Origin of the sequence: Nocardia vinacea NBRC 16497 (assembly GCF_000308835.1) — a bacterium.
Taxonomy (GTDB): domain Bacteria; phylum Actinomycetota; class Actinomycetes; order Mycobacteriales; family Mycobacteriaceae; genus Nocardia; species Nocardia vinacea.
In genome coordinates, this window is record NZ_BAGN01000417.1 from 24,169 (window position 1) to 48,240 (window position 24,072).

The 24,072-nt window shown below is 65.9% G+C and carries 19 protein-coding genes and 1 pseudogene; 19 read left to right on the plus strand and 1 reads right to left on the minus strand.

Going from position 1 to position 24,072, the window contains the following annotated elements:
- The first annotated feature begins 98 nt into the window (after nucleotides 1–98).
- From ON44_RS41520 to ON44_RS41530, 3 genes are read left to right on the plus strand one after another with little or no spacing between them, the layout of a single operon-like run.
- Nucleotides 99–1,064: an enoyl-CoA hydratase/isomerase family protein gene (locus tag ON44_RS41520; protein WP_040700405.1), complete on the plus strand. Its 966-nt coding sequence runs from the start codon at nucleotides 99–101 to the stop codon at nucleotides 1,062–1,064.
- Between the two features lie 8 nt (nucleotides 1,065–1,072).
- Nucleotides 1,073–2,020: an alpha/beta hydrolase gene (locus ON44_RS41525; protein WP_040700406.1), complete on the plus strand. Its 948-nt coding sequence runs from the start codon at nucleotides 1,073–1,075 to the stop codon at nucleotides 2,018–2,020.
- A gap of 11 nt (nucleotides 2,021–2,031) precedes the next feature.
- The gene (locus ON44_RS41530) at nucleotides 2,032–3,549 is read left to right on the plus strand and encodes a class I adenylate-forming enzyme family protein (protein WP_040700408.1); all 1,518 of its coding nucleotides are present in this window, start codon (nucleotides 2,032–2,034) and stop codon (nucleotides 3,547–3,549) included.
- A 47-nt stretch (nucleotides 3,550–3,596) separates the two neighbouring features.
- Here ON44_RS41530 and ON44_RS41535 read toward each other — a convergent pair whose 3' ends face one another.
- Nucleotides 3,597–4,181 (minus strand): TetR/AcrR family transcriptional regulator, encoded by a 585-nt coding sequence (locus ON44_RS41535; RefSeq protein WP_040700409.1) that lies wholly within the window; start codon nucleotides 4,179–4,181, stop codon nucleotides 3,597–3,599.
- 210 nt (nucleotides 4,182–4,391) lie between these two features.
- On the opposite strand from ON44_RS41535, the gene ON44_RS41540 reads away from it, so the two are divergent.
- From ON44_RS41540 to mobF, 16 genes and pseudogenes are all read left to right on the plus strand, one after another.
- Nucleotides 4,392–5,636, plus strand: coding sequence for an NADH:flavin oxidoreductase/NADH oxidase family protein (locus ON44_RS41540; protein ID WP_040700411.1), 1,245 nt, complete (start codon nucleotides 4,392–4,394; stop codon nucleotides 5,634–5,636).
- Between the two features lie 49 nt (nucleotides 5,637–5,685).
- Nucleotides 5,686–6,387: an SDR family oxidoreductase gene (locus ON44_RS41545; protein ID WP_040700412.1), complete on the plus strand. Its 702-nt coding sequence runs from the start codon at nucleotides 5,686–5,688 to the stop codon at nucleotides 6,385–6,387.
- 246 nt (nucleotides 6,388–6,633) lie between these two features.
- Complete coding sequence (locus ON44_RS41550) at nucleotides 6,634–7,470, plus strand: alpha/beta fold hydrolase (protein WP_083898499.1); 837 nt, start codon at nucleotides 6,634–6,636, stop codon at nucleotides 7,468–7,470.
- A gap of 566 nt (nucleotides 7,471–8,036) precedes the next feature.
- Nucleotides 8,037–8,441: a hypothetical protein gene (locus tag ON44_RS41555; RefSeq protein ID WP_157187580.1), complete on the plus strand. Its 405-nt coding sequence runs from the start codon at nucleotides 8,037–8,039 to the stop codon at nucleotides 8,439–8,441.
- A 79-nt stretch (nucleotides 8,442–8,520) separates the two neighbouring features.
- Entirely contained in the window at nucleotides 8,521–8,661 is a 141-nt protein-coding gene (locus ON44_RS51100) for a hypothetical protein (protein ID WP_157187581.1), read from the plus strand.
- Entirely contained in the window at nucleotides 8,658–8,939 is a 282-nt protein-coding gene (locus tag ON44_RS41560; protein WP_040700418.1) for a hypothetical protein, read from the plus strand. Before ON44_RS51100 ends, ON44_RS41560 begins: the two co-directional genes overlap by 4 nt.
- Before the next feature lie 166 nt (nucleotides 8,940–9,105).
- Nucleotides 9,106–9,648: a hypothetical protein gene (locus ON44_RS41565; RefSeq protein WP_040700420.1), complete on the plus strand. Its 543-nt coding sequence runs from the start codon at nucleotides 9,106–9,108 to the stop codon at nucleotides 9,646–9,648.
- A 74-nt stretch (nucleotides 9,649–9,722) separates the two neighbouring features.
- On the plus strand, nucleotides 9,723–10,961 hold the full coding sequence (locus tag ON44_RS41570; RefSeq protein ID WP_040700421.1) for a hypothetical protein: 1,239 nt from the start codon (nucleotides 9,723–9,725) through the stop codon (nucleotides 10,959–10,961).
- Between the two features lie 118 nt (nucleotides 10,962–11,079).
- A complete protein-coding gene (locus tag ON44_RS41575; protein ID WP_157187582.1) occupies nucleotides 11,080–11,295 on the plus strand; it encodes a hypothetical protein in 216 nt (71 codons plus the stop codon).
- A 142-nt stretch (nucleotides 11,296–11,437) separates the two neighbouring features.
- Nucleotides 11,438–13,273, plus strand: a complete 1,836-nt coding sequence (locus ON44_RS41580; RefSeq protein ID WP_051183200.1) for a ParB/RepB/Spo0J family partition protein — start codon at nucleotides 11,438–11,440, stop codon at nucleotides 13,271–13,273.
- Nucleotides 13,274–13,386: 113 nt separating this feature from the next.
- Entirely contained in the window at nucleotides 13,387–14,250 is an 864-nt protein-coding gene (locus ON44_RS41585; RefSeq protein WP_051183202.1) for a bifunctional DNA primase/polymerase, read from the plus strand.
- Nucleotides 14,251–14,533: 283 nt separating this feature from the next.
- Nucleotides 14,534–15,231: pseudogene (locus ON44_RS54325) on the plus strand (DUF4192 domain-containing protein); the annotation flags it as partial.
- A 58-nt stretch (nucleotides 15,232–15,289) separates the two neighbouring features.
- On the plus strand, nucleotides 15,290–15,583 hold the full coding sequence (locus ON44_RS53200) for a DUF4192 family protein (RefSeq protein ID WP_051183209.1): 294 nt from the start codon (nucleotides 15,290–15,292) through the stop codon (nucleotides 15,581–15,583).
- Between the two features lie 299 nt (nucleotides 15,584–15,882).
- Entirely contained in the window at nucleotides 15,883–16,380 is a 498-nt protein-coding gene (locus ON44_RS41595; RefSeq protein ID WP_040700424.1) for a single-stranded DNA-binding protein, read from the plus strand.
- Between the two features lie 342 nt (nucleotides 16,381–16,722).
- A complete protein-coding gene (locus tag ON44_RS41600; RefSeq protein WP_040700425.1) occupies nucleotides 16,723–18,303 on the plus strand; it encodes a hypothetical protein in 1,581 nt (526 codons plus the stop codon).
- Nucleotides 18,304–18,368: 65 nt separating this feature from the next.
- Entirely contained in the window at nucleotides 18,369–23,987 is a 5,619-nt protein-coding gene (gene mobF / locus ON44_RS41605) for a MobF family relaxase (RefSeq protein WP_245567538.1), read from the plus strand.
- Nucleotides 23,988–24,072 lie beyond the last annotated feature (85 nt).

Sequence of the window (24,072 nt, forward strand, 5' to 3'; positions counted from 1 at the left end):
TCGTTATATTAGTCGTGTAACTTCGTTATTGGCAGTGTGGCCAGGCAATCCGCTCGGCTCGCCGATTCCTATCAACTTTCATCACGGAGGCAGAGTCGATGAGACATCACAGCAAGGGGCACCTCGATATCGAGGATCGCGGCTCCGTTTTGATCGTGCGCGTCGACGGCGGCCCGCACGGGTTGTTCGGCCTCGAGATCGCCAACCAGCTGGAGGCGTTGGTGGACCGGGTCGACCGCGACCCGAGCGTGCACGCGGTCGTCTTCACCGGGGCGCATCCCGAGCGGTTCGTCAGCCATGCCGATGTCCGCTGGCTGCAGGAAGGTGGCGCCGCGGTGCCCCCGGTCAACCGACTCGGCGCCTCCGTCCTCGCACGTACCGCCAAGAATGTGGACCGGGCCCGCCTGGGCCCGTTGGTGAACCGCACCCCGATGGGGCCCGCGGTAGAGCTCGAGCGCCTGCACACGACATTCCTGCGGATGAACCGCAGCGGCGTCATCTTCATCGCCGCTCTCAACGGTTCGGCTCTCGGCCTCGGGGCGGAGTTCGCCTGGGCAAACGATCTTCGGGTGATGGCCGACGGTGACTACTTCATCGGCCAACCGGAAGTGCTGCTCGGCATCATGCCGGGTGGTGGCGGCAGCCAGCGGCTGACTCGCCTCATCGGCACCCACAAGTCCCTGGTCGCGATCCTCGAAGGTAAGCCGTTCACGCCCGCGCAAGCACTCGCCAACGGGGCCGTCGATGACGTTGTGCCGCAGGACGAAGTCGTCACGAGGGCGGTCGAACTCGCAGCGCACTTCGGCTCACGGACGAAGGGATCGGTCGAGGCCATCAAGCGGGCGGTGTATTTCGGCGGCTCGATGTCGCTGACCGACGGCCTGCACGTCGAACGCACCGAGTTCCTCAGCACCGCGCTGTCGAAAGAAGGGCAGCAACTGATGCTCGACTACATGCAGAGCACCGAATCGACCGGTGAACTCCCCCTCTACAACCCGGACATCTACAAGCAAGCGCTCGAACTGGGCACTGTGCCCGGGCGTCGCTCGACGAACGGACGATGACACCAGCTATGGCCGCTAAAAAGCCCTTCACGCGTCAAGACGTCTATTTCTCCTCCGGCACCAGCACGTGCTCCGCATGGCTCTACCTCCCTACCGGCATCGCCTCGCCGCCGGTCGTCGTCCTCGGGCACGGCCTCGGCGCGACCCGCGAGATGCGCCTGGACGCCTTCGCCGAACGTTTCGCCAAGGCCGGAATCGCCTGCTTGGCCTTCACCTATCGGCACTTCGGCGACAGTGGCGGCCAACCTCGCCAGCTACTGTCGATCAAGAAGCAGTTGGAAGACTGGGATGCCGCCATCGACTACGTGCGGGCCCGTCGGGACGTCGACGGCGCACGCATTGCGGTGTGGGGCAGCTCCTTCGGCGGTGGCCATGCGATCACCGTCGCTTCCCACCATCCCGAACTGCGTGCGGCCGTGGCCCAGTGCCCGTTCACCGACGGTTTGGCTTCCGCGCTCGCGCTGGGCCCGGTCGCATCACTCAAGCTCGCTCCGGTACTCGCCCGGGACCTGAAGGCCCAGGTCCTCGGTCGCGCGCCGGTGACGATTCCCCTTGCCGCACAACCCGGTTCACTGGCCCTGATGCATGCCCCGGATGCGCTTCCCGGGTACCAGGCGCTGATTCCCTCGGGGATGACGTTCGTGAACGAGGCAGCGGCACGGGTCATTCCGACCATCGCCGCCTACCGGCCCGGACGAGTGGCGAAGAAGATCACCATCCCCATCCTCTTCTGCGTCAGCAACACCGACACCGTCACGCCGCCCGCGCAGACCCTCCGATACGCGCGCACCGCGCCACGCGGAGAGATCAAGACCTACGACGCCGGCCACTTCGACTTCTACCTCGGCGATGCCTTCGAGGCGCTGGTCAAGGACCAGATCGAGTTCCTGACCCGCCACCTCGCCCCGGCACCCGCCACTTCGACTTCGGTCCCGGATCGCGTCACATCAAGGTAGGTACGCTCGCGATGAATTTTGCCTCTCTGCCCGACCGCCGCGCCGAGTTGGACCCGGACGGGCCCGCAGTATCGGACGGGTCTACCTCGCTCACCAATGCCCAACTGCTGGACCATGTCCGAGCGACAGCTCAGCGCCTTCGAGAACTGGGAATCGGCCCCGGTGATGTCGTGGCCCTCCAGTTGCGCAACCGCGTCGAATTCGTGCTGCTGCTGTTCGGAGCCTGGCGGCTGGGTGCCACCATCACGCCGGTCAATCCGAGCCTGACCGACAACGAAGTCGCTCGCCAGCTCGACGATTCCGGCGCCCGCCTGCTGGTGGTCGAGGACGACATAACCCCGGCGTGCAGCATTACCACGCTCGCGGTAGGCGATCTGCACACAGAGACGACGGATATCGCACCGGAGCAGTCGTCCGCGTTGGATCTGCTGTATCGAACGGCGGTTGAGTGGGTTCAACAGCCACAGGTGGACTCGTCCACGCTTGCTCTGCTCATCTACACGAGCGGCACGACGGGCGTTCCGAAGGGCGTAATGCTCGACCACGCCAATATCGACGCCATGGCGGCCATGGGCGTCGAGTCACTGAGCGTCGGACCGACCGACCGGTGCCTGCTGATCCTGCCGCTGTTCCACGTCAACGGGATCGTGGTCAGCATCCTCACGCCGCTGCTCGCCGGTGCGAACGTCGTCATCGCGGGCCGGTTCGATCCCCGAACCTTCTTCGACCTCGTCGAATCCGAGCGTCCCACGTTCTTCAGCGGCGTGCCGACGATCTACAGCATTCTTGCCGCGCTCCCGGACAGTGTCCGGCCGGACATGTCGTCGTTGCGTTTCGGAATCTGCGGCGCGGCACCGGCTTCGGCCGAGTTGCTGACCCGGTTCGAGGCTCGGTACGGGTTCCCCCTCATCGAGGGCTACGGCCTGTCCGAGGGCACATGCGGCACCACCATCAATCCGCTCGCGGGCCCTCGACGAGCCGGGACAGTGGGAATTCCCTTCCCCGGGCAGGAGATTCGCATCGTCGACGACTACGGTGCCGAGGTGGCGCCGGGGGTGGACGGTGAGCTGGTCGTGCGAGGCCCCAATGTCATGCGTGGGTACCTGGGCCGTCCGGACGAAACAGCACGCGTCATCGTCGACGGTTGGTTGCACACCGGTGACGTCGGTCATATCGATGCGGACGGATATCTGACACTGGTCGGGCGATCGAAGGACATGATCATCCGCGGTGGCGAGAACATCTACCCGAAGGAGATCGAGGACGTCCTGGTCGGCGACTCATCGGTACTCGAGGCCGCCGTGATCGGCGTGCCAGACGAAAAATGGGGAGAGATCGTCGTCGCGTATGTGCAGCCACGACCGGACTCGACGATCGATCCCGCCGCACTGAAAGCACTGTGTGCCGAGCAGCTCACGCCCTACAAGCGTCCGACCGCGTTCGTCGTGGTGGACGCTATCCCGAAGAATGCGGTCGGCAAGATCGACAAGGTCTCGCTACGCACAGCCCACGCCGCTGCCGGGGCGTGATCACGGCTACTTCGGCGATGACCCGCTGCGAGATCTCCTGTGGCGGGTCATTCTTTATGCGCGATGCCCAACAGCGCCAGCGCATTCCGGATGCCCTGGTCCAGCAAGTCATCGGCGAGTTGAAGATCGGCGACGGCGCGGGAAAGTTGTAGCGTCCCGGCCATCATGGCGAAAACACCGAGCACCTGCACGCGCGGCGATCCCGGATCCGCCGGCGACAGCAAGACCGCGATGTCATCGATGACCGCCAACACGCCGTCGGTGTAGACCCGCCGCGTCGCATCCGAGCAACGCCCGATCTCATCGAGCAACGCGGCCGAGGGACAGCCGTCCTCGCGGCAGTCGCGGTGGTCCGGCGAAAGATACCAACGGACGAATTGCTCCAATCCGGCTCGGTCTCGCACCCGCGCACCGACGCTGTCGCCCTGCTCACGCAGCTGATCGGCGACCGCGTTCGCGACCAGATCCTCTTTGGACGCGAAGTGCGCGTAAAAGGCGCCGTTGGTGAGGCCCGCATCCTTCATCAACGTGGCGACCCCCGAGCCATCGATGCCGCTGCGCTTGAACCGACGACCGGCCGCCTCGATGATCCGACGCCTCGTCGCCTCCTTGTGCTCACTCCCGTAGCGCATCCCACCACACTCCTTCGACGCCAGGACAACCATTTTGCCCCTGGCGGCCCTCATCCGATTATATTATGATCGTAATTCAATGCGGCCAGGCGCGGATCAGCGTTCCAACCGCACATTCGACCAGAAAACCGCGAGAGACCATCAGCGAGGCCGCGCCTCTATCGGTGCCGACAATCCGGCTCGAGGCCGACCCCCGAAAGGAATATCTCAATGACCTCCCTGCACGACCCGCTGACGCTGCCCTGTGGCCAGGTGCTCCCCAATCGGATCATGAAGGCGGCATTGAGCGAAGCGCTCGGCAACACAAAGAATTCCCCGGACGGCCGCCTCGAACAGCTGTACACGACCTGGAGCCGAGGTGGATACGGCCTGCTCATCACCGGCAACGTCATGATCGATCGCACGCAACTCGGCGAGCCGGGCAATGTCGTCATCGAAGACGAGCGCGACCTCGACGCGCTGACCCGCTGGGCCAAGACAACCAAAAACGCGGGCGTCCCGATCTGGGTGCAGCTCAACCATCCGGGACGACAGTCGAATCCCCTCAACCTCGGACATACCCCCGTCGCCCCCAGCCCGATCCCCCTGAACATGCCCGGCGCGGCCACGCCTCGTGAGCTGACACCCGCCGAGATCGAGGACATCATCGAGCGCTTCGCGGCCGCGGCGGTCGTCTGTGAAACAGCGGGATTCGACGGCGTGCAGATACACGGTGCGCACGGATACCTTGTGGCACAGTTTCTCTCGCCGTTGACGAACCAGCGCGACGATGCCTGGGGCGGTGACTCCGATCGACGGATGCGCTTCGTCATCGAGGTCGTCCGGCGCATCCGCGCGCGCGTTTCACCCGGATTCGCGGTGGGCATCAAGCTCAACTCGGCCGATTTCCAGCGCGGCGGATTCACCGAAGACGAGTCCCGCGGCGTCGTGGCGGCACTGGCACGCGAGGGCCTCGACCTGATCGAGGTCAGCGGCGGAAGCTACGAAGAACCGGCCATGATGGGCACGGCCGCGGCCAGCACAAGGGCCCGCGAAGCCTACTTCCTGGAATACGCCCGCACCGTGCGCAGCCTCGTCGGCGACATCCCGCTGGCGGTCACCGGCGGATTCCGTTCTCGCGCGGCGATGGACACCGCGGTCGAGTCCGGCGAATGCGACGTCGTCGGTATCGGCCGCCCCACCGCGACCACCACCGATGCCGCCGACATGATTCTCGCGGGCCGCACCGAAGCGCTCACCGCACACCAGTTGCGCGCCGGCATGCGCGGCGTGCTGGGCAAGATCACCGACCTCAAGGGGCTCGACGGAATGCTCGACCTCGGTTGGCACACCGACCAGTTGCACCGGGTTGGCGCCGGTCTGCAGCCCGATCTGAATCGGGGTCGCATCGCCACCGCACTCGCGCTGCTGCGTCGCAACGGCCGGACGTCATTCGGACGCAAACGCGGCCTCTAGCCAGCCCCAGCCCGCGCATCGCCACACCACAGAGAATTAGGAGTCAGTGATGACCGCGATCAAGGATGCCGTCGTCTTTGTCACCGGCGGCAGCCGTGGCATCGGCAAGGCGCTGGTCGAGGAGTTGTACGCCCGCGGCGCGCGCAAGGTTTACGCCACAGCCCGCAACCTCCGCAATGTGACACACCCCGAAGCCTTCCCGGTGGCATTGGAAGTCACCGACCTCCACGCGGTCTCCGCCGCAGCCGAACTGGCCCAGGACGTCACGATCCTGATCAATAACGCGGGCGCCTCGGTCGGCGCGCCGTTCCTCGGCTCGCGACTCGACGATGTGCGACGCGAGTTCGAGACCAACTTCTACGGCCCGTTGTTCGTCACCCGCGCCTTCGCACCGATCATCGAAGGCAACGGTGGCGGACACATCCTCAATGTCCACTCCGTACTTTCCTGGCTCGGCATCGCCGGGTCCTACAGCGCGTCCAAAGCAGCGCTGTGGTCACAGACCAACTCCCTGCGTTTGGAATTGCGGCCGCGCGGCATCGCGGTGACCGGACTGCACATGGGATATGTCGACACCGACATGACCGCTGGCGTCACCGCGCCCAAGTCCAATGCTGCCGACGTCGCCGCACTCGCACTCGACGGCATCGAGGCCGACGCGCACGAAGTTCTGGCCGATGACATCTCCCGGCAGGTCAAGGCAGGGCTTGCCGGAGACATCGCGGCGCAATACCCGCAGCTGGCGGGCTGACACCAGCACCGAACAAGTCGAAAACCTAGCTGCGACAAAGGAGTTGCTGTGCTCGATCGGCAGAACAGGTCATCACTCGCCGGGAAAATCGCCGTCATCACCGTCGGCGAAAGGGCGTGTGTCTCGACACGCGGGCGCCCAGAGCATCGCGCAGGAGCTGGATGTCAGACATGGGCAGGATCGCTTGACCAGCTGATCAGCAGCACAGCCCATCCGCAGCACCACCAGTGAGGAGTGACCGCGACTGTGAGCACCAAATATAAAAACACGCCGACCAAAATTATCGATGTCGGCGGAACACGATTCGCATACCGGCAGCTGGGCGTGAATAACGGCGTGCCAGTGATCTTCCTCAACCACCTGGGCGCGGTACTGGATAATTGGGATCCCCGGGTCGTCGACGGCATCGCCGCCGAACACCAGGTGATCACCTTCGACAACCGAGGTATCGGCGCATCAGAAGGCAAGACACCGAATTCAGTAAAGGCGATGGCGCACGACGCGATCGCCTTTATCCGGGCGCTCGGCCTCGATCACGTCGATCTCCTCGGATTCTCTTTGGGCGGCTTCGTCGCGCAGGTGATTGTGCAGGAACAACCACAGCTCGTTCGAAAGATCGTGCTCGCGGGCACCGGCCCGGCCGGTGGCGAAGGCATCGAGAAAGTCACCGGTGTCACCATCCGCGACATGATAAAAGCCACGCTGACCTTCAAGGATCCGAAGGAGTACCTGTTCTTCACCAGGACAGCCAACGGAAAGGCAGCGGCGCGGCAGTTCGTGAATCGGCTAAAGGAACGCACCGACGATCGCGATAAAGCGATCTCCCTCAGCGCCTTCCGCACCCAGCTGAAGGCCATCCATGCCTGGGGGACGCAGGAGCCCACCAACTTGGCGAGCATCCGGCAGCGTGTCCTGGTGGTAAACGGCGAAGACGACCGGATGGTGCCCACCCGGAATTCCTTCGACTTGGCTCAACGTTTACCGAACGCCAAACTCAGAATCTATGCCGACGCCGGACACGGTGGAATCTTTCAATATCACGAGGAGTTCGTCGACGAGGTTCTGAATTTCCTCGATTCTTGAATTCTGGCCCGCACCGATCGGCCGTACGGGATTGCGTAGCGATTCGGTACGGCCGATCGGCGAGCTAACGTGATCAGACAGTCAGGAACGGACTGTCGACTTCGTGGACTCCGACCGCCGCCGCACCCGCCCTGAGGGTGTCGAGGCCGAAAGCAGCGACAGGGCCGTGTACGCCGGGCCCACCAGTCCACCGCAGCCTCGGCTGCACCGGCAGTGACTGCAGGCGCTGTGACAGCTCGGAGGCCTTTGCCGGAACCAGGGAGCAACTGCACGGACCGCATGGCGCAACGCGCCGGTGAGATCGCCTACTGGAACCAGGTCCGCGAACAGCAGATCGCCGACGGCCTGACGCTGGGCTGGGGACCTTCGGATTTCAGCGTCGGCGATTTCGTCCGCGTCGGTTGTTGCCGCGCGTGGCGGCAGGTCACCCGCGTGAACACGAAATCGGTGTCGGTGGTTAACATTCCGCAGCCACACACCGCTACACACCATCGCCGCCAAGCAGACCCTGCCACCGTGAGCCCACCCCCGACTACACCGTGCGCTACCACGAGATCACCACGGTGATGACCGAACCCGAAGCCCGCGACCGGTTCCCGGATGTCTTCGATCACCTCGACGCGAGCATGCTGGCGCCGCGTCCGAAACGCCGTGGCGGTAAGACCAAACTTGACCACCACCGCGGGCCGCAGTCCGATCGCTGGCACTGGGAAATCGGCGGCCTCGAATACGCCGCGGTGTGGGCGCACCCCGACCGCTGGTATGCCACCCCACCAGAGCCGGTCACCGACCCGGGGGTGGTGCGGGTGAGCGCGCAGCGCCGCGAACCGGGCCGGTTACGCGGTGAACCGATCGAGCTGCCCGTCACCGAGTTCGCAGTGTCGGGGCCGGTGTGCTGGCCCGAAGAGGTCCACAACCAGGTCCGCGGCATCGTCGAGGCCCGCACCTACCTACCCGCCGCCACGGCCTGAAAACAAACTCTGTCACCGCCGCCCCGCGCCCGCATGGGTGCTGGGCGGGCTCGTCGATCCCACGAAGGAGTGGTTCGCAATGTCCGCACACCAGCCGCCCCGACCAGCGCCGCCGGAGTTCCTCGCCCAGCGGCGCACCACCCGGCCTCCAAACCCGAACTCCTGGCGGGCGTGGCTGATCTGTGGCGAGGTCGCCGACGAACCCGGAGCAGACCGATGACCCGGGTACCGGAGTTCGAGCAGTACACCGCCGCGATGCGGAACCGGAGCGCGGAGTTGTTGTGTTTCGAGGCGATCGGCTATGTGCGGGGCTGGTGCGACGCGCGTGGGATTGGTGCTGGGGAGGCGATCGATTTCGGGCATGCCTTCGCCGTACTCGTCGCCGCGGGCGGTTCGCGCCCGAATATCGCCGACGCGTGGACCAACTGGTGCCACGGCCGCGATATCGGCGCCGGTCCCGGGTTCGAGTGCACCCGGCCCGCAGCCCTGCGCCCCTGAGCCCGGCCTCGCTACTGCCGGTCGTCACCACCGGCTTCGCCGACACCGCGATCGCGCGGCGCCGCCGGTCGCGGGCATCAAAACCCAGATCGGGCAGCCATTCTCCGGTCCCGTCCGGGCAGCCAACTGAACACACCACGCCATCGGAAGGAAACCCGGATTCCTCATGCCCGCCCCAGCATTCGCCAACAGCGCCTACACCTTGTTCGCCTCCGACGACGCCCCGATCCGCGGGCAGGTGTTAGCCGATATGGGTGAACATCACCCGGTCGTCGACGGGGTGACCGAGACCCGCCCGATGGTGGTGCTGCGGTTCTTCGGTCTCGTCGTCGAGGATGAGCGCCTCGGCAATCCCCGCGTCACCGCCCGGTTCGAACCCGGCACGATCGGGCGCGGCGCGACCACGCTGGTGTGTCTGGGCGAACCCGGCTACCTGAATGTGCATCTGGGGTATCCGCTGGCCACCGCCGACGCGGACATCCGTGAGCTGGTGTCCGACACCGTCACCGAGGTCATCGGTGAATTCCTCACCGATGACCGCGCCCCTCGCTATCGGCACTGGGCAGCAGAGCAGCGCCGCCAGAACACCGCCCGCGCCCTGAAGGCCATCCAAACCCTCGAGCAACTCGCATGTCGCCGCCACGCTACGGCCCGCGCCGAGGTCGACGCGTCGTGGGCGCTGGTGGCCGCACTGCGCCAACAGCACTGAACCCGCACGGCGGCCCACGCCTGCATTCCCTGCCCTGAGATCCGTATCTCTCTGTCGGAAAGGAGTTTTGACTCATGTCGATCGCTACCTGTGTGCGTCACGCCGAGTTGGGGGACCTGGTCGGGCTGCTGAATGCTCAGCAGGCCGCGAAACTCGATGTCGTCGCCCCGGCATCGGCGTTGCGTGCCAGTGATGGTCTGCTGCAGCTGTGCGGGGTCGAACCGGTCCTGGATGAGCGGGGTTTCACCCTCGTCGACGGCCTCTACCGGCCCACCGCCGCCGCCGACTCCCACCTCGGATCCAAGCTCAAGATCCCCGTCGGCTATCTCAAATGGCTGCGTCAGGAATCGCGAACCGATCTCTACGACGCCAACATCAACGGCCTGCTCCACGGCTGCGACGACCCACGCCTACCCAGCACGGGTGATGACCGGTCATTCCTGCTGCGCCTGTTCACCTCCGGCGCCTCGGACGAGCCCGGGATTCTGCGCGCGGTGTTGTCGGATCGCTACGGCATCATCGACAACCTCGACGTCCTCACCGCCGTACTGGAGGGCATCCGCCAAGCGGATGCGGATGTGTCGGTGCGCTCGTGTGATCTGACCGAATCCTCCATGCACTGCAAGGTGTACTCACCGAAGGTGTCGGCGCTGGCACCGAGCTTCCTCGCGAATTATCGGACCCCGTTCGCCAACCCCGAACTCGAGGCCGAACGCCGCCGCGCCGCAGGGCAATTGGAGCAGTGGCGCCCGGTCGCGGCCCGCGAAGGCCACGGCTATCGCCCCGGCAGCGAGCCGATCGTGTTCGCCGGGTTCCGGTTCTCCAACTCCGAGATCGGCCACCACGCAGTCACATTGAAACCCGAACTGGTCGTCCAGATTTGCGGCAACGGTCTTACCCTGCCGATGTTCGCCTACACCAAACGCCATATCGGGGACCGCCTCGAGGCCGGCGGTGTCGGCGGCTGGTCGCAGGACACCTACCGCAAACGCCTGGCGGTGATCACCGCTGAAACCCGCGACAAGGTCGCCGAGTGGCTGTCGCCGGAATTCTTGGCCGCCCGTGTCACCGAGTTGGAGCGGCATGCCGCGACTCCGGTCGCGCACCCCGAACGCACCATCGAAGTCGTCTCTAAGAAGTTGGGGTTCACCGAGGACGAACGCACCGGCATCCTCAGCCATTTCATCGCCGGCGGTCAGCTCACCGCCGCCGGAATCGCCAACGCCGTCACCAGCTACTCCCAAACCATCCCCGACCCTGTCCGCGCCGACACCCTCGACGACCTAGCCCTGCAAGCGATGTCCCTCGTCTGAACCCCACTGGCTGCGCGGGTGCCTGCCACAGCCCTGCGTCCGGACCTCGTCGTTGTTCTCCTTCATCCATCCCCTGGGGCCCTTGGCGGCCCAGACCCTCGAGGAGGTTGTTTCCCGCATGCCCGAAACCCTGACCCTCACCCGCACCGACTTCGACAGCGCCGAACATTTCGGTACCGCCGGAACCATCACCGCCCTCAGTGAACCCACCGTCACCCGCTGGCGTGAGCAGCACCCGGACTGGAAAGCCAAGCACTGGCGCTACAGCGACCCCGACCAGCACGGCGCGCGGTTCCTGCACCCGATCAACGTCGCAGCCCGCACCAAGAACTAACCCCCGCAACCGAATCCACCACGCAGACCGGCCCTCAAGCGGCCCGCCACCCGTTCTCAGCTGTCATATCCACTCTCGGGTAGGCACCGACCAGTCCAAAGCTGGCCGGTGCCTACCCGTTTCACGATAGGAGCCCTATTCGATGTCACACGACACCGACACGCCCACCCCCGACACCATCGATACCGACACCACCATCACCATCGACGACACGGCACCCGACGCGAGTGACGTCGTCGCCGAGTGCGACAGCGCGGTGCCCGCCGCGCCGGGGGCGGGTCGGGGACCGACGACGGATCCCGCCGAGCTCGATATCGACGAAAACGTGCGTAAGACCTTCCGGCTCGAAGACCACCCCGAGGTCACCGAATCCATCCGTGAGCACGGTGTGAAGAACCCGATCAAGGTGATCCGGATGCCCGACGGACGCCATGTCGTGCGCGACGGGCAAGTCCGCACCCTCACCGCGCTCGCGTTCGAACAGACCGCGGTGCCGGTATGGATCACCGACTTCGACCCCTCGGTCGATGCCGCTGAAGCCGAGATCGACCGCATCACCGAGCAGATCACCGTCAACGACCGCCGGATCCCGCTCACCGATGGCGACCGCGCCGCAGGCATCGCACAGATGCTCGACCTCGGAGCCTCGGTCACCCGGGTCGCGAAGGCGTTGCAAACCAAACGCGACGACATCAAACGCGCAGGCAAGATCGGAACCTCCACCACCGCACGCGGATTGATCGACGAAGGCCAATACGACCTCGAACAGGCGGCGCTCATCGCCGAATACGACACCCTCGGCGACACCGACGCCGTGCAACGACTCATGGCCGCCAACCGCAACTGGTTCTCCTACGAAGCCAACCGGATCGCGCAAGACCGCACCGAAGCACGCGCCTACCTAGCTGTGGCGTTGCCGTATGCCGAGACCGGGGTCGGGATCCTCACCGAGTACCCCGGCACCGGCCAGTTCACCGACGACAGGCCGCTCGTGCCAGCGGCCGATCTGGTCGACGCCGATGGCTCGGCCGTCGACATCAGCCATATCAACGCCCACCCCGACCTCTGGCTGGTGTGGCTGGAGGTCGGCGAGGACATGGTGTGGGTCGAAGTCGACACCGGCGCCCTCGTCGACCCCGACACCGTGGACTGGAACACCCGCGAGAACCCCGATACCGAGCCCGCCGAGGGGCTGCGCCATGCCCGCGATGTGCAACAGCGCGAACAGATTCTCGCCGAATACTTCTTGCTGCGGGACCGGCTGGAGGCGGCCGGGATGCGGGAGCGCGAGGAAGATACCGGTGCCGACGGCACCGACACCCGCGACACCTTCCAGGACCAACAAGACGGCCATGGCGAGGGCGACGAGCTCGCCGCCGCGCGTCGCGCCGCCGCCGAGGCCGCCGCGCAGGCAGCCGCCGAAGCGCGGGAACAGGAGCGGTTGGCGCGGCGGCGGGTCCGCGAGCTCAACAAGCAGGGGTTGGCAGCCAAGACCACCCGCACCAAGTTCGTGACCCGACTGTTGACGCGCAAGACCCCACCAGTGCAAGCTCCGGTGTTCCTGGCTCAGGCGCTGGTCTCCGACAGCGGGCTGCTCAGCGAGTACCACGCTTTCAGCACGGCCCTGGAACTGTTGGGCATCAAGGTTTTCCGCGGTCGCGATGAGGTGATCGCCGACCTCGACACGACGAAACCGGCCCGCGCCCAAGTGATCGTGCTCGCGCTCGTCCTCGGCGCCTACGAAAGCCGCTGCGAGAAAACCCTGTGGCGCTACGCCGACCGCGGCGTGCGCCGCTACCTGAAATTCCTCAGCCAGCTCGGCCACCCGCTCGTGCCCGTCGAACTCGCCGCCCTCGGCGAGGTCAACTCCGACGACATCGACATCGACACCCCCACCACCGCAACCACCACCGCAACCGCAACCGCAACCGCAACCGCAACCGAACCCGACGAACAGGAGCAGGCCGACCCCGCCTGACCAACCTCCTCGACCACCCCGGCATGCCGGTACGCGCCTCGTTCATTTCGGCCTTCGCGTACCGGCATTCCCGGGGTTGTCCTTCCTCCGAACATGTAGGAGGTGTCCATCCCGTGACCGCTGTCCTGGACCTGCGGGCGGCGGCGTTTACTGCCGCCGCCCGCGGCTGGCCGGTGTTCCCGCTGCGCCCAGGTGGGAAGAAACCAGCGATCAAACGCTGGCCCGAACTCGCCAGCACCGACAAAGATCTCATCCACCGCTGGTGGAGTTACAACCCGCGCTACAACGTCGCGATCGCGACCGGCCCGCCCAGCGGGCTGCACGTCATCGATCTCGATCCACCCCACATGAGCCCACCCACTCACAACCTCACCGAGGCCCTTGCCCGGCTCACTGACCACCTACCCCAACCCGCGCCACCCACACTGACCGTCACCACCCCAGCTGGCTGGCACCTGTACTACCGTGCCCCGAGCCAGCCGATATTGCGGTGCACGGTCGCCCGCATCGGCGAGGGTATCGATTCTCGCGGGCACGGCGGTTACATCGTCGCCCCTGGATCCCGTACGCCCCACGGGGATTACGCCGTGGCCGAGAACCGGCCGCTCGCCGATCTTCCCGAAATGCTGATCCAACGGATTATCCCGCCTCCGCCGACTCCGGCACCGACCGGTGGCTCGAGCAAGGCGATGGCAGTGCATCCGGATTCATATCTGGCGGCGATCCTGACCGGGGAAGCCGAGCGAGTCGCTCACGCACGGGTGCACCTGCGCAACCACACCCTGTTCCGCTCCGCGCTGGTCCTCGGGCGGCTCGTCGCCGCCGACGAAATCAGCGAACACGACGCCCGCACCATCCTCACCGACGCCGCCGCAGCCCACATCGGCATCGAGGGATTCACCGCCGCCGAAGCGCACCGCACCGTCAGCAACGGATTCCGCTACAGCCGCGCACGCCCCCGATGCCTGCACCACTGATCCACACGCCACAACAGGGCACCACATCCCCTGCCCGACATCGACGCCAGCGCGTCGCATCGCTTCAGCAGCGCAGCCGCATTCAGCACGGCCATCACATTCACGCGCCGCACACAGCCCTCGCATCCCGAAGGAGACTCCTATGCCTGACAACGTCGACGACGCCCACTCACCAACCAGCAATGAGGCGACCTCGAATCCCGGTCAGAGTCAACAGGATCGCGAGCCAGCAGAGCCGCTACGGGTGGATGATCCCGGCGAGTTGATCGTGGCGGTGCCCGCGATGGTCGGGTTCGTGCCTCGCCGGTCGTTGGTGGTGGCCGTCCTGCGGAGTGCGCCCGATCCGGAGCACAGTCCGATTATCGACGCGGTGCTGCGATTCGATCTCGACTCCGACGGTGGGAGTCGGCGGGGTCTCGTTGCGGCGTATGCCGAATGCGTCGGGCAGATCTGCGCCGCAGAAGGAGCGACCGAGGTGCTCGCGGTGATCGTCGACGACCGGACGCGCAAACCAGGTCGCATACGCCGACAGGGCACGGCCAGCGCTGGGCAGTGGAGCACGCTCATCGCCGCGTTCGCGCGACGACTCGCGGCCCTGGATGTGTATCTGCAGGGTGCGTGGGCCGTGCGGGCGATCGAGGCCGGCCAGCGGTGGTGGAGTCTGCTGATGCGAATGATCATGGGACGCTGCCGGATCCGGCCACCTCGATGATCACGGTCGCGCATGTACTCGACGGGCGGCCGATCCGCGGGGCTCGCTCGGAGCTGACCGATCTGGTCGCCCAGAACGAGGAGTTGGCGCGGCAGGTGGCGGCACATCTCGACGATGCCCTCGCCATCGCGCACGAGCGGTATGCGGCGGCCGTGCGACACGGCGATCCCGACGGGTATCACCGGCGGGCGTTGGAACAGGTGCTGTGGCAGGTCGCCAACACCGATTCCGGAATGTCGCTTACCGCCGCCGAATACGCCGAACTTGGCGCGGCACTGCGTGATCGGGTCGTGCGCGACTGTCTGTTCGCCCTCACCATCGGTGACCATGCCGGCGCCCGCGGAAAATCTGTGGGTGGCACTGACGCAGGCACTCTCGGGCAGCGACCGCGCCGACGCCGCGACCCTGCTCGGCTACGGCGCCTACATCCGCGGCGACGGCCCCCTCGCCGGCGTCGCTCTGCAGGCGGCCCTGGACGCCGACCCCGCCCACTCCATGGCGATCTTGCTGGAGACCTCTCTGCGCACCGGCATGCGCCCGGACACCTTGCGCCGCTTGGCATACTGCGGTCTCGGTATCGCCGCCGACCTCGGCATCGACCTCGGCTCAGGTGTGCGATAACCCACTGAGTCTGCGGCCCGCACCGCGCTCGCGGTCGATTTCCTCTCACACACCGCCACCGCCCGCGGCGCATATCTCCAACCGGAATTCGTCAGCACCGTTCGATGCGACTGACCGTCCTCACGAGCGTCGCACCCTCACCGGGCCGCGCGGCCACGCTGGTGCCCCTTGACGACCAACGAGCGTGTCATCACAACAAGCTACGTCGCTGGCGGGCCAGCCGAATCGCGCAGGCGCCAGCAGCACGAGGCTCGATCAGCTCCTCACCCAATTCCATTCCTCGACAGGAGAACTCAGTCATGGCCGCAGACACGATCATTACCGTCATAGGAAATCTCGTTGCCTCCCCAGAACTCAAATACACTCCCGCGGGCACGCCGGTAGCGAACTTCACGGTGGCCTCGACACCGCGTCGTTTCGACCGCGCATCCGCGCGGTGGAAAGACAGCGACCCGTTGTTCCTGCCCTGCCACCTCTGGCGCGACGCCGCTCAGAACCTCGCCGAGAGCAACCTGCCGCGCGGGGCCCGAGTGATCGTCTCCGGGCGACTCACCCAGCGCACCTACCAAACCCGCGAAGGACACAAACGCACCGTAACCGAACTCGAGGTCGACGAGATCGGTCCCTCGACCCGATGGGCCACCGTCGCGGTGAGCAGGACCCACCGGCGCGAAGGCGAGGACCACGACGCCACCACGACCGCCTCGCGTGCGAGCTCCGATGATCCCTGGGCCTCAGCGGCCCCACGCGAGTCGGCGTTCGCCGGTACCGCGGCCCCAGGGGACCCAGACTTCTGATCCAACGCCTTCCCCGCTCCGGCGGGGTAGGTGAGCGGGAGTCATCGAGTGGGTAGGGATGCCCATCCGGCCGCTCGTCCAGCCCGGACGAGGGCTACCAGACCGTCGTCCGACACGGCAGGGCCCGCGCCCGGCACCACCGAATTTCCCACTCGCCCCACAGCAACGCGGCGGTCCCGCACGGAAATTCGGTGGTGCACGCCCCGGCGCGTTCCCCACCGCGCCGACCGCCGTCCCGGTCGAGGCGCCCTCAGGCTGGCCGCCCGGCCAGCCGACCATCCCAGTGGGAATCTCACGTTCGCACCGGGATGGGTCCTGTCCGCTCGCACGAAGGGAAAACAGATGACCAGCACCGAATCCCAGTCCTTCCTCGACGCGATCACCCACATCTCCTGGCAACTCGACGCCGGTCTGCACGACCAAGCCCGCGACGAGTTCGAACGGGCACTCACCGAGCTCGCGTCTCCCACCGACCTCGATCGGCTCGTCCGCCTCGCCGACACCTTCACCAACTCGCCCTACGTGATCGCGCGCGCCTCGCTGCGGTCGCTGTGGCGACGCTCCGATCCTGAACTGCGGGCGTGGCTCGACACCTTCGTCACCCGCACCGACCCCGGGCTGCATCGCCCGGTCGAGGACCAGCCCCGCTGGATCGCAACGGTCCCGCTCGTCGCAGCCGAGACCAGCGCCCGTCGACTGCTCGCCCGAGATCCGAACAAAACCCGGAGCGCTACGCCCTCAACCGCGACCGCGATCGCAGCCAAGCGCGCGTGGCGGCGACCCGAGCACATCGAGGCGATCAAGTCTAAGCGTCGCCCTGTGAGTGAGCCGCGTGTGGTCACCGACTACATCCGCACCCGCTTCCTCCTCGACACCGATCCCGCATTCCAGCCATCGGTGTGGGACCGCAACTACGTCCGGCAGGTCGCCGACCAGGTCCTCGCCGAGCGCGACCGTGCCGGTGCCCGCACCCGTGAGGACTTCGACGCCGACGAGATCGCCCGCACCCGAACCGGTCTCGACATCCGCGACGACGACCGCCCCGCCTTCCAAGCCAACGGCAACGGTCTCGACTACGACCACACCACCCTGGCTCCGTTGCAGGGGTGGGTGTGCGTGTACTGCTTCGGCGAACGCGCCTGCAGCGACCACTTCCGCACCAACACCACCGGCCACCGGATCAGCGACGACGGACTATGCCAACACTGCCGCGACCACGACCGCGCCGGAATCGCCGCGCTCCCGGCCGATTTCACCCTCGCCGATGAAGTCGCCGCCTACTGCCAATACCTCACCGACCACTACCCCGCTGCCGCACCCGCAGTGCTGGATGCGTTGCAGCAGCGCTCGACACGGATCGAGCGCGGACTGGTGATGGCGTTCCTCGACCGAGACCCCACAACCATCCACACCGGGCGCACCTATCGCGACGCCGACTCCAGTGCAGTTGCGCGCCGGGCGCTGCTGCTCGTGCACCCACCACCGCGAGATCGACATCGACGACCTCTGCGGCGAATGCCGACACCACTACCGCACCGCCGCCTGACCCGCGTTCCCCTGCCGCGCCCCGCCGGCGACGGCGGGTCTTCCGATCACCGGTCCGCCGCGGTGTCCACGCCCGTGGCGGATCGGCCCGCCACGGTCACACCCGATCGATCAGAGACTGCTCGTGTGCGGCGATGGCGGCTCACCCAAACCGGCAGGGCCGCAACCCAGGACCAACTGCCTACCGATCCCTCCCCACAGACCAACCCCGACACGCTCCCCACAATCCGCATCACTCACAATCCATCTCCCACACCACCCACCACCACTACACTCCTCATCATCAACGTCCCCTCCCCTCGCCTCATCTCCCTTCCACCAAGCACACCTCTTGCATCCGAGGATAACGATTTGGTAACGACCTGGGGTTTTGCTTGATTTGACGAAAAAATAGTCAAATCGACCCTCTGGCGTAAATGGCCGGTCGGGTGCTTGATGGATGTATGACCGCGACGATTCATAAAGTCGTGGCAGGCAATGGGTATCAATATTATCTGCGCAATGTCGCCGCGAATGATGTTTCGGCTCGTGGCCGTTCCAGTCTCGCCGATTATTACTCCGCTCATGGGGAAGCTCCGGGCCGCTGGCACGGCACGGGCCTGGCCGCGTTGGGCCTGCGACCGGGTGACGAAGTCACCGAAGAACAGATGAAATCCCTGTTCGGGTTGGGTCGTCATCCCAACGCCGAAGCGATCGAAAACGCTACGTATGACGAGCAGATTCGTCTCGGTGCGAAGCACAAAGATGCGACACGAGCCGCTGATCGCGCTTCGCGTTTAGGCAACCCGTTTCGGGTTTATGCCGAGGTTTCCGAGTTCCGTAAACGGTGCGCGGACGCATTCACGCGACACAATATCGCGCACGGATCCGGCTCTCACGATGCAATTCCAGAACGTGAACGTGCGCGAATTCGTACCCATGTGGCGTTCGAAATGTTCTGCGAACAGTATGATCGCCCGCCCTTGAACGAGCGGGAATTGTCGGGGTGGGTGGCACGAAACTCGCGCCCGAACACCGTCGCGGTCGCGGGTTTCGACATCACTTTCTCACCCGTCAAGAGCGTCTCTGTGCTGTGGGCGCTGGCCCCGCGCGCGGTCGCGGAGAAGGTCGAGGCTGCCCACCATGCTGCGGTCGATGATGCTCTGCGCTGGTTGGAGGAGCACGCGATCTTCACTCGGTTGGGCCGCAACGGGATCCGGCAGGTGGATGTCGACGGGATTGTGGCCGCCCGGTTTGTGCATCGTGACAGCAGAGCAGGCGACCCCGATCTCCACACGCATGCGCTGATCGCCAACCGTTGCCGCACCGATGATGGGCGGTGGCGCACCCTCGACGGCACCGCGATCTACCGAGCCGTGGTCACCGTCTCGGAGATCTACAACACTCGCCTGGAACACCATCTCGAGGACCTGGTGGGTGTCGAGTTCGCTGAACGCCCCACCACCGATCCGTCCAAGCGCCCGATCCGCGAAATCGTCGGCATCCCAACACCGTTGATCCACGCGTGGTCGCGGCGCGAAGCCGCGATCAAAGAACGTGTGGGTGAACTCGCCGCACGGTTCCAACACCGGTTCGACCGCGAACCGATCCCCACCGAAATGTATGACCTGGCCCAGCAGGCCACCCTCGAAACCCGGCCCGCCAAACACCCTTTGCGGTCACTGGCCGAGCAGCGCAGCACCTGGCGATCGCAAGCGATGGCCCTGCTCGGCGACCGAGAAGCACTCTCTTCGATCGTCGTCGCGGTCCTGAATCCCATGCGGCCCCATCGTGTTGCGGTGACTACGGCGTGGATCAACCGCACCGCGCAGCGGGTCATCGAGGTGGTTTCCGAGCACCGCTCCACCTGGGCTGCCACCAATCTGCGTGCAGAAATCGAACGCCAACTCCGCGGCAACGTGCGAGGCCAGGACTGGGAACACGCCGCCGAAGCGGTCCTGGCCGAAACGCTCTCTCCCGAGCATGTGATCGCGCGCGGTGACCCCGATCTGACCGATGAACCCGAATTACACACGGTGCCAGAGTTGTTGCGGCGCCGCGACGGCACCAGCGTCTACACCGGCGCGGGTGCGCAGATCTACACCTCGGCCCGGATGTTGTCGATCGAACAGCAACTGATCGAGATGTCGCTGGAGCCCGGCGCACGCCAACTCCGGCCCGATCTCGTCGCCGCCTCCGTGGACCGCTACAACACCCAGCATCCCGAACGCCCGCTCAATGCCGGGCAGATCAGCGTGATCGAGGGCTTCGCCTCTTCACCCCTGCGGATACGGACCACCAACGCGCCGGCGGGAACGGGCAAGACCACTGCGATGGCTGTGCTCACCGATGCCTGGCATAGCAGTGGCGGTCAGGTCCTCGGGTTGGCGCCGACCGCGTCGGCGGCCGCGGAGTTAGGCAAGGCGATCGGCACCCGGGTGGAGACCGTCGACAAGGTCCTCGACGTCCTAGCCCGCCACACACCCAGCCGCGACAACCATGCCCTCGACCGCGAGCAGCCGCCGTCGCTGCCGCAATGGATCCTCGACATCGACGCCGACACGCTGGTGATCGTCGATGAGCACGTCAAAATCGGCAACCTCAAACGCCTACGCCTGCTGCGATTCCTACACGACCGCGGCGCGACGATCCGCTGCATCGGCGATCCCCGCCAACTCGCGTCGATCGAGGCCGGCGGCGCGGATGCCGACATGGACGCGGCCTCACCCGAAGCGGCCATGACACTGACCCACGTCGTGCGGTTCGCCTCAAACGCCGAAGCGACCGCGAGTTTGCAACTGCGCGAGGGTGACCCAGCCGCGCTGGGCTGGTATCTGGACAACGGACGCATCCACGCCGGACACGAAGGCGCCACCCACGACGACGCCTACACCGCCTGGATCACCGACCACCTCGCCGGTCGCAATGCCATCATGCTCGCCGCTACCCACGACATTGTCACCGAACTGAATGCTCGTGCTCGCGCCGACCGCATCGCCCGCGATGGCGGTGTAGTGGGCTCGGAATGTGTTCTCGCCGACGGACTTCACGCGTCGGTCGGGGACACAATTCGCACCCGACGCAACAACCGACGACTACGACTCGGCGACAACGATTGGGTCCGCAACGGCTACGCCTGGACCGTCACCGCCATCCACAACGACGGCAGCCTCACCGCCACCCATGTCGGCTCGAACGAAAAACAGGGGCACAGTGTGCGTCTGCCCGCCGACTATGTGGCCACGTATGTGCGTCTCGGGTACGCGACAACGATCGATTCCGCGCAAGGAATTACCGCGGATTCGTGTCATGTCGCGCTCACCGGAGGTGAGTCTTTGCGACAGCTTTACGTCGCGCTCACCCGTGGAATCCACGCCAACCACGTCTACGTGCCGACCGCGTTGGACGGGTCCGAAGGCTCGTTCTGGTCCGAACCCGCCGCTTATCCGCGCACCGCTGTCGAGATTTTGTTGCGCATTTTCGGGCGCGACGGCGCGCAGAAGTCGGCGCACACCATGCTGCGCGATGCTCTGGATCCGTACCAGCGGATCGGTCGCGCGCTCGATATCTACCTCGACGCGGTCGGTGTCGCCGCCGAAAACGCCCTCGGCGCCGATGGACTCGAACGCCTCGACACCGCCGCCGAAGCGATACACCCGAACCTCACCGACAGCCCCGCCTACCCCGTGTTGCGTCAACACTTGGCGATGATCGCGCTGTCGGGGCGTGACCTGATCACCGCCTTACGCATCGCCGCGAACGCACGCGAACTCGACACCGCTGATGATGTTGCCGCTGTGCTCGACTGGCGCCTGGATCCCTCCGGCGCGCACTCCACCACCAACGCACCCCTGCCCTGGGCGACCGGGATCCCCCGCGGACTGCGCACCGAACTCGACTCCACCCAACTCGCTGCACGCGCCCGCATCGTCACCGACCTCGCCACACAAATCCGCACCGACACACAGTCATGGACACCCGCGTCCGCACCACACTGGGCGCGCCCGCTCATCGGCTCCGAGCCACGCCTGCTCGAAGACCTCGCCGTGTGGCGGGCCTCCCTGCACATCGACGACCGCGATCCGCGTCCCACCGGACCACCCCGCTACACCGTGGGCGAACGCGAACACCAAGAACTCCTCAACGCACGCGTCACCGACACCCTCGGCGACCCGCACTCACCCGCCAACAAATGGGCACCGCTAATCAAAGGTCTCGAATCCCGCATCCTCACCGACCCGTGGTGGCCGATCCTCGCCGACAAAATCGAGATCGCCCACCGATCCGGAATCGACATCCAAACCCGGCTCACCCACGCCGCCACACAACGGGCGTTGCCCGACGACATGCCCGCCGCGGCCCTGTGGTCACGACTCGAGCTCGAACTCGTCGCCGCTGAGGCCACCGACACCCACAACCTCACCCCCGAATGGAGCAACGAATTCCACCACATCGTTGGCGCCGACACCGCCCAACGCGTCATCAACGACCCCGCCTGGCCGCGCTTGGTCGCGGCGATCGACCGCGCCACCGGCACCGGCTGGACACCAGCCGAACTGCTCACCACCGCATACGAACTCATCCTTGCCGCCCAACCCGACGACACCTCACCGCTGCGCCCCGACCAACTCACCAACGCCCTCGCTTGGCGCATCGACGCACTCCTGCACGAACCCACCCACCACGACCAACCCGATCCCCAGCCATCCCCGGAGCCCACGATGCACCCATCCGAGCACCACCATCCCGAACTAGACGATCCCCGGCACGGCGACATCCCCGCCCACCCGTCACGGCGTCCACCGATTCGGCCACCACAGACCGCCACGAGTGCCGAGAACTCGCTGTCCGACAGCGCCGCAACGATCGCCGCACTGATCCAGACCGGTGACATGGCAGCGGCGCGGCGCGCCTTTCACGACCTCGCCGACACCCTCACCGACGAACAACGCGACATCATCGAACACGTCGCCACCACCCTCTACCGCAACCACTTCCGCGTCGCCGTCGCGCGACTGCGCTGGGCCGCAGACCAATACCCCCAACACCGCGCACTCATCCACGCCTGCACACCCACCAGCGACCCATACGTATACCGACCCGCCACCCACGACATCCCTGCACCGGACCGGCGCGATCAACACCGGCATGCTGCGCGCGACAACCCCGACCGCGTCGACCACAGACTGCGGCGGCCACCTCGCCTCGACACCGATATCACCGCCGCACGCGACTACCAGGACTACCTCGACACCCGCGGCGACGTCGACGACGACCCCGAACACCTACCCAAACCCGACGGAGTCCCGCACCGCTACTACCACGAAAAACTATGGGAAGACTGCTATCCCGACTCCGACGAACCCGACTACGACCGCCAAACAATCCGCAACACCCGCGCCCTGCCATGTGTGTCCTGCGGCATCGGACGCGCCTTCACCGATAGCAAACCGATCCCGCCACGCCGCAGCGACGACGGCCTCTGCGGTGAATGCCGCACCGACAACCAACCCGGCATTCCCGACCACGCACCCGTCGACTACATCCGCGCCCGCTGCGACCACATCGCCACCATCCACCCACCGAACACCATCCTGGGCCTGCTCAAACGCGACTGGCGCGCCGCACGCACCCTCGCCGAACGCCTCGCCATCGCAACCTGGGTCGAACAGCATCCCCTGCCCGACCCCCTGAACGAGCGAGCAGCACCACCGTCTGACGATCTCCTCGACGTGTCCGATCCCGTGCAGATGCTCACCGATGACCAACTCTCTCAAGCCATCACAGACATCAGCCAACGCATCAACCTCGCCGAGACCGAAGCGATCATCTACGGACCCCCACCCGGCAGCGCACCCACCGACACAACAGCAGTCGACGACACCACCACCTGGCTGCACAACGAACTCGTCGACCTCGACACCGAACAACACCGCCGCACCCAACTCACACCCGAACAAACCACCGCAGAGCACGCCCTACGCGCCCACCACCAACACGACAACACCACCGAAGACCCCCTGGAATACGAGCCCGACCCGATCATCGATCCAACCCTCGGCTACGACGACTTCGAGCTGTAGGCGATTCACCGACGACATCGGTGTACCCTGCACCTGGAGCCTGGAGGTGCTGATTCCGCGCCATCGACGAACTCGGTTGCTAATT